This is a genomic window from Rubritalea spongiae (assembly GCF_042652385.1).
Classification (GTDB): domain Bacteria; phylum Verrucomicrobiota; class Verrucomicrobiia; order Verrucomicrobiales; family Akkermansiaceae; genus Rubritalea; species Rubritalea spongiae.
Genome location: NZ_JBHSJM010000001.1, coordinates 3,606,614 through 3,613,989, shown reverse-complemented (window position 1 = coordinate 3,613,989; position 7,376 = coordinate 3,606,614). Strand labels below are relative to the sequence as shown.

General features: G+C 42.6%; 4 protein-coding genes and 1 pseudogene. All 5 read left to right on the top strand.

The features are described 5' to 3' along the window. The first annotated feature begins 98 nt into the window (after nt 1-98). The 5 genes and pseudogenes from ACFPK9_RS16125 to ACFPK9_RS16105 all read left to right on the top strand — a co-directional run bounded on the left by ACFPK9_RS16125 (nt 99) and on the right by ACFPK9_RS16105 (nt 7,153). Nucleotides 99-626, top strand: a complete 528-nt coding sequence (locus ACFPK9_RS16125; RefSeq protein WP_377096517.1) for a hypothetical protein — start codon at nt 99-101, stop codon at nt 624-626. Between the two features lie 695 nt (nt 627-1,321). Next, nucleotides 1,322-1,558: a hypothetical protein gene (locus ACFPK9_RS16120; RefSeq protein WP_377096514.1), complete on the top strand. Its 237-nt coding sequence runs from the start codon at nt 1,322-1,324 to the stop codon at nt 1,556-1,558. A 1,711-nt stretch (nt 1,559-3,269) separates the two neighbouring features. Next, entirely contained in the window at nt 3,270-3,428 is a 159-nt protein-coding gene (locus tag ACFPK9_RS16115; RefSeq protein WP_377096512.1) for a hypothetical protein, read from the top strand. 570 nt (nt 3,429-3,998) lie between these two features. Next, nucleotides 3,999-4,251 (top strand): annotated as a pseudogene (locus tag ACFPK9_RS16110) (type II toxin-antitoxin system RelE family toxin). 2,560 nt (nt 4,252-6,811) lie between these two features. Continuing rightward, on the top strand, nt 6,812-7,153 hold the full coding sequence (locus ACFPK9_RS16105) for a DUF6414 family protein (RefSeq protein ID WP_377096509.1): 342 nt from the start codon (nt 6,812-6,814) through the stop codon (nt 7,151-7,153). The last annotated feature ends 223 nt before the right edge of the window (nt 7,154-7,376 follow it).

Sequence of the window (7,376 nt, the reverse complement as noted above, 5' to 3'; positions counted from 1 at the left end):
CGTCTCTCTCTGGTAATTCTCACTTTAAACCCATAGCGCAGTTTCCCGTTTAGTTCGCGTTGGTGTGCTTTACGTTCTGCTAAATTAACACGATCCTAATGAATTTCTTTGCATCCATTTTTGGAAAAAAGCTCAATGAAGTACCTCCAAATAGAGAGACCGAGCATAAGACTGTCCCTCCAACTATATTTCTTACCCAAGAGGAACATTTGAGCCATAAAGCCACAATCACAGCTACGGCGGCAAACTCAATACCAACCCTAAAAAGTCACGGTTATCACATAGGGGAATCTGTTGAACTAGAATACTTTTTTCTAACTAACACAGATTTACAAGCCCATGAATTATCTGAATCTTTGATAGCATTAGACTATGACAGTGAGTTTGGCATACTAGAAGGATCTGACCTCTTTTTAGTTAAAGGCAAGAGTACTCCAATAGAATTATCAGGCCCTAACCTTAGTTCGTGGGTAAGTGAGATGTGTGATTTAGGTTCAGAACATGATTGCAAGTTAGACAGCTTCTCCACCCAGAAATTGCCTCTGCAGAACAAGACGCTGCACCCAACCACTCACCGTGATTGCGTGCGACTCTCCTCTCTGGTAATTCTCGCTTTAAATCCATAGCGCAGTTTCACGGCAGAGTTCGTGTTGGTGTGGCTTTACGTTAGACTAAATTGCGACGCCCTTTCTGAATTCTAAATTTCTACTTACTCTTTCTTTTTTACGATCGTTTGGCTTTCTCGACTTCCACGCTTTTGTTTTCGATGATGCTCGTTGCCTCAAGAACTTCGCTCTCATAAAATTCGAGATGATTTATTTAGATGTCGAAGTCGTTCGCGTCATTTTAATGCAGAGCGCACAAAGGTTACAGAGATTTCTCTACTTCACAGATTTTCAGGCTTCGACTGTTGAGTCTCACACTTTAATTAGCTCTCATGCAGTAACTTGACATAGATTCACAGACACTAATTTCGCAGCTTTTCATTCATTCCCCATCACTCAGATATTACTTATTGGCCTTGTCTAACAAGACGCTGCACCCAACCGCTCACCGCGGTTGAGTTCCGCTTACATTTCTGATAATTCCTACTTTAAACCCACAGCACAGTTTCCACGTAAAGTTCGCGGTTGGTGTGCTTTACGTTAGCCTAAATAAAACCACATATCACACATTATAGGAGCAGCAATAAGCGGTCTCATTCTATGGCAATTATCCGCATATTTTTTAAACACGAAGGTGATGATGACATCTACAAGATCCTCTTCATTTGCTTGGGAGCTACGATTCTATCTCTGGTCGCACACTTTCTGATTGGTGATTGGCTGCTCATATAGACATACCGATCATTATTCTTTGTCTGATCAAGTATTGCAGATTCTCTCTTAAAGCAGCCCTCAAAGTTGTTGGTATCTATCTTCTTCTCGTTGTGGTGATTCCGTTTGCTTACGATGAACTAACATCCGAGCCTTTAGGTGATACGATCGAGATGAGAACACCAGGAGGTCAAACCATCGAACTTAAGCTCAATGAACAATCCGACAGCTCTCAAAACTGACTTGCTAACAAGACGGCTGCACCCAACCACTCACCGTGGTTGAGTTCCGCCTCTCCTCTCTGGTAATTCTCACTTCAAACTCATAGCACAGTATTCACGTAACGTTCGTGTTGGTGTGCTTTACGTTCTGTTAAATTGTGCGCTTTTGCAGATTCGATCTCATTCGTAAAGCTATTCTGATCGCAGCATAGGAACACCGCTCGTCGCTCATCTCTATTCTCCGTTGAAGCGTAATCACTCGTGAAGATCTCTTTTGGTTGCTGTAAAAACACAGTCTCAAATTCCCACAGATTTAGATTCAAAGCACTTCTTTGATTGTTCCTGTTGGTTTAATTTGCCGATTTCAGTTTCGAACATTTCTGTCATTTGGCCTCGAAATTTACAGAGTTCTCGATCATTTCTCGAATTTGCTTTCACGGCATCATCACAATATTCAAAGCTGCAACTTCCCTAAATTGCCTTACAGAACAAGACGCTGCAACCCAACCGCTCACGCGCGGTTGAGTTCCGCTAACATTCTGATAATTCCTACTTAAAACCCACAGCACAGTTTCCTCGATTAGTTCGCGGTTGTGTGCTTTACGTTCTGTTAAATTGTGCGCTTCTTTCAGATTCGATCTCCATTCGTATAGCTATTCTGATCGCAGCATAGGAAACACCGCTCGTCGCTCATCTCAATTCTCCGTTGAAGCGTAATCACTCGTGAAGATCTCTTTGGTCGGCTGCTAAACACGGTTTCTCATTCCCACGTTTCAGATTTTAAAGCACTTTTTGATTGCTCCAATTGGTTGAAGTTACCGATTTCAGTTTCGAACATTTCTGCCATTTGGCCTTCAAAGATTACAGTTTCTCGATCATTTCTCGAATTTTGCTTTCACGGTATCATCACAATATTCAAAACTGCAACTTCCCTAAATTGCCTACAGAACAAGACGCTGCACCCAACGCTCACCGCGGTTGAGTTCCGCGTCTTTCTCTGTAATTCAAACATTAAACCCATAGCGCAGTTCCTCGGCTAAGTTCGCGGTTGGTGTGCTTTAACGTTCTGCTAAAATTGCGCAGTTTATGATAAATCGCTCATTTTCAGTACATCCGATGCCTTATTACTCTCGGTTAGATGCCTTCCCTTTCTTCAATCGTTCATTATCGAGGACATCTTCTCTACATTCGCGAATCGCAGATGAGCGGTTTCTGAATTCTCAGATTCACTCACTCATTTCGTCTCAGCACTGTCGCTTGCTAAATGAGCGCTGGTTTCCCAGAATCAGCTCAGCCTGTTGCTTTCTGAGTGCGAACATTCTCGGTTACTCCTCCAGCAAGTTGCACGAAACATCACGGCTTTCATTCTTCACTGTCACTCTATCATTTCCGCAGGGATCGCCTTGCAGAACAAGACGCTGCACCCAACCACTCACCGTGGTTGATTCCGCCTCCTTTCTGATAATTCTCACTTTAAACTCATAGCACAGTTTCACGGCAAAGTTCGTGGTTGGTGTGCTTTACGTTCTCTCAAAATGACGAAACTCCATTTCATGTACAGAGAGTTTAAGGGCATCTCAATGCACCTAGACCAAGCGATCGAGAATGATGACATAAGATTTGTATTCGAGGATTCGTGGTCTGGCTCCATTACAGGTTCTTCAATTGCCGTGATGCAGTATGCACTGAGAACTCTGCTACACTGAGATCTCATATCTATAATTTAGCATCGATGCTCTACCGGCACTTTAACACCCTTTCTGAAGAAGAACCAGAAGCTCAAGTAGAGCTTACGACTACTATCGAAGAACTTATTGCGATGCTGAATACTCAGCTGAATTCCCTATATGCCTCTGGATATACGGAGATGCTGAATCGAAAGCGTTTATGATGAGAAGCTTTCTGAACTACCTCCTATGGAACATATACAGTCGATCATAAATTTACCTCATATATAAGAGACTCGAATCTGAGGCTCTCGGTTATGCCAAAGCCGATGAAAAACTAGCTTTAAAGAGATTCAGAAAAAGACAAGCTTCTTTCAATAAGCAGCGGAAAAACTCCCAAAGAACGAACTCATAAATTGTCTCTGGAGAACAAGACGCTGCACCCAACCGCTTACCGCAGTTGAGTTCCGCTTCATTTCTGGTAATTTCATCTTTCACCCAAAATCTCACACTGGCCTCCAACGGTCGCGGTTGTGTGCTTTACGTTCGGCTAAATATTGACGTTCTAGGTAAATATTGTAGCTTTCTGGTATGACACAGTTGAAGCTATTGAAGAGGCTGTAGAACAGCTTGGAAAACACGATTTGGCAGCATTCCGTGAGTGGTTTCATACCTTTGAAGCCGCTGAATGGGACGCTCAAATTGAACGTGATCTTAGTAGTGGAAAATTAGATAGTTTAGCCGATGAGCTATTGCAGAATTCCGTTCAGGAAAAACACGCCAGCTATAGTCTAGTGGATCATTACGCTACTAGTAAGTTCTGGAATGCATACGAAAAGCTTCCAGCTAAGTTCAAAGTGTAGCCGATGAAAACTTCGAGTTATTGAAGAAAGATCCGTTCCACCCTTCATTGCATTTTAAGAAAGTCGGTCGCTTTGGTCTGTCCGTGCAGGTATTAAGTATCGAGCACTAGGTGTCAGAGTTGATGGTTCCATGACTTGGTTCTGGATTGGCAGTCATGCAGATTACGACCGGTTAATCTCATAAATTGCCTTTGCCGAACAAGACGCTGCACCCAACCGCTCACCGCGGTTGAGTTCCGCGTCTTCTCTGGTAATTCCAACTTTAACCCATAGCGCACAAACCTCGTTCAGTTCGCGGTTGGTGTGCTTTACGTTCTGTTAAATTGTACGCTTCTTTCAGATTCGATCTCCATTCGTAAAGCAATTCTGATCGCAGCATAGGAAACACCACTCGTCGCTCATCTCAATTCTCCGTTGACGCGTAATCACTCGTGAAGATCTCTTTGGTCGGCTGTGAAAACACAGTGTCTCATTCCCAAAGTTTTAGATTTTAAAGCACTTCTTTGATTGTTCCGGTTGATTGAAGTTACCAATTTCAGTTTCGAACATTTCTGCCATTTGGCCTTCGAAATTTACAGATTTCTCGATCATTTCTCGAATTTGATTTCACAGCATCATCACAACATTCATAGCTGGCAACTTCCCTAAATTGCCTTACAGAACAAGACGCTGCACCCAAACCGCTCACCGCGGTTGAGTTCCGCGTCTCTCTCTGATAATTCTCACTTTAAACTCACAGCACATTAATCACGTAAAGTTCGTGGTTGGTGTGCTTTACGTTAGGCTAAATAAAACAGCTCAAATTTTGTAATGTAAGTTTTATCTTTGGGCGATCATTCTTACTTCATGAAGACTCCGCCACCTCTACCTCAGAACATAACTCAACCCTGCAAACCTATACAGCGTGCGGTTTTCAAGGAGGCTATGAAAATAAGATTAGGCAACGTCAACTTCGATTATGGTTTGATCGAAAAGTCACATGCAAACTGAAGCTTGGATTAATCAAAATTCTCAGATTGAAATAGTTCAGATTCAAACATTCCACTCAAGCATCCATGGTATTACAGTCGTCTGGTATCGATAACAACAACGGTTTATGACCAAACAGATTAAGAGATCGACTTGCCTAACAAGACGCTGCACCCAACCGCTCACCGCGTTGAGTTCCGCTTTCCTCTCTGATAATTCAAACTTTAAACCCACACAAAAGCTTTCTGGTCGAGTTCGCGGCTGGTGTGCTTTACGTTAATACTAAATATGAGCGACTTCGTAGATTCACTAGTTCACTTACTTTGTGGATTACGACGTTCAGATACTTTTCTTCGCCAGCTACTCCAGAATTGAGCCTATTACTGAAAACGTGGGGCTTATGATGGTGGTTATCTCAGCGGTGTTTCACAGATTCTTTGGAATGCATTTTTGCCGTCTCGTATTGGAATGGTGGTGAAAGAATATTTGATTGGAGTATGTCCCCCTGGATTCCTTCTGTTGGTGTATACCTTTCTACTACTTCACTACTAATTATTGTTGGTTTAGCTATCAGTGTATTTCTCTCTGGATCCAAGTATTCATTACGTCAAAAGATCGTATTCCTTGTTAATTCTGTGGTTGTTACACTGGGTACACTATTTTGTTGTTAGTATCCCTATGAGGTTCTTCAACAGTTCATCAACACGCTTGATCACACTCCATAAACTGCCTTTGTATAACAAGACGCTGCACCCAACCACTCACCGCGTTGAGTTCCGCTCTCCTCTCCGATAATTCTCACTTTAAACACATAGCGTAGTTCCTCGGCAAAGTTCGTGGTTGGTGTGCTTTACGTTCTACTAATTTGAGCTGTTTTGCTAAATCACACACGTTTAGTACATTTCAGCGCTTTTATTTCTGAATTGTTGCGCGGTCCTTTAGATTTCACTCATTCTCTTGTCCTAAGACATTTTCTCTACATTCGCGAATTGCAGATAAGCGATTTCTGAATGCTCAGCTTTTCCTAAGTTCGTCTCAACACATTGCTAACTAAATGAACGATGATTTTTCAGAATCAGGCTTAACATGTTGCTTTCTGAGGTCGATCGTTTCAGATGAATCCTCCAGCACGATGAAACAGCTTTCCGTAACTCGCAGCACCTCACCACTCACCTTAAAATCGCCTTTGTAGAACAAGACGCTGCACCCAACCGCTCACCCGCGTTGAGTTCCGCTCCATTTCTGATAATTCCATCTTTCACACCAAAATCTCACACTGGCCCACAATAGTCGCGGTTGGTGTGCTTTACGTTCTACTAAATTTGAGCTGTTTTTGCTAAATCACACACGTTCAGTATATTCAGCTCTTTTATTTCTGATTGTTGCGCGTGTCCTTTGGATTTCACTCATTCTCTTTTCCTAAGACATTTCTCTACAGTCGCGAATTGCAGATAAGCGGTTTCTAAATGCTCAGCTTTTCCTAAGTTCGTCTCAACACATTGCTAACTAAATGAGCGATAATTTTTTCAGAATCAGGCTCAGCTTGTTGCTTTCTGAGGTCGATCGTTTCAGATGAATCCTCCAGCACGATGAAACAGCTTTCCGTAACTCGCAGCACCTCTCCACTCACTCTAAATTGACTCTGTAGAACAAGACGCTGCACCCAACACTCACCGTGTTGAGTTTCCGCTCTCCTCTCTGATAATTCTCACTTTAAACCCACAGCGCAGTTCCACATAAAGTTCGTGGTTGGTGTGCTTTACGTTCTCCTAAAAATGAAACTCATCCACCCTATTTACCTAGACGTTTCCGATGAGGTGTCTTTCGCAGCTGCTATTGAAGGTGGTATTGCATTCGATACAGAAGTCACCAAGACAGAAGATGCTAAGAAATCCTCAAAGTCTACCATCAAAGGGACGTTTGGACTCAGCTCATTATTCGAGTCACTATTTGATGCCAGTATCGAAGCCCAAGCTGATTCAAATAAAGAATCCGCATTGAACGAAACACGTAGAGAACAAAGAGCCCACACCGAATCATCAATAGCAATTCTGCTCTATGACGCGTTGACCAGAAACGAGGCTCACTTGTTAAGCCAACATCAACATCTGATTTAAAGGACATTGAACATGGTTCTCTAGTTGAGCTTTCAGGACAGCTAAGTAAAACGCCATTGATGCTATGATTGATGCGATTGACGCAATTATAAACATGAGCTCGATGGCTGTTAAGACTCAGTCTCAATCAGACCAAGAAGGATGTTGGTGATATACGTAAAGCTTTACTTGATGACCGTAGTAGAACCCATTATCAACGTGATTCTGCAACTGCAGCACACCT

What these genes read in the sequence shown, in the direction of transcription:
- ACFPK9_RS16125 (WP_377096517.1), top strand. Translation starts at nt 99, where the DNA reads ATGAATTTCTTTGCATCCATTTTTGGAAAAAAGCTCAATGAAGTACCT.
- ACFPK9_RS16115 (WP_377096512.1), top strand. Translation starts at nt 3,270, where the DNA reads ATGCTCTACCGGCACTTTAACACCCTTTCTGAAGAAGAACCAGAAGCT.
- ACFPK9_RS16105 (WP_377096509.1), top strand. Translation starts at nt 6,812, where the DNA reads ATGAAACTCATCCACCCTATTTACCTAGACGTTTCCGATGAGGTGTCT.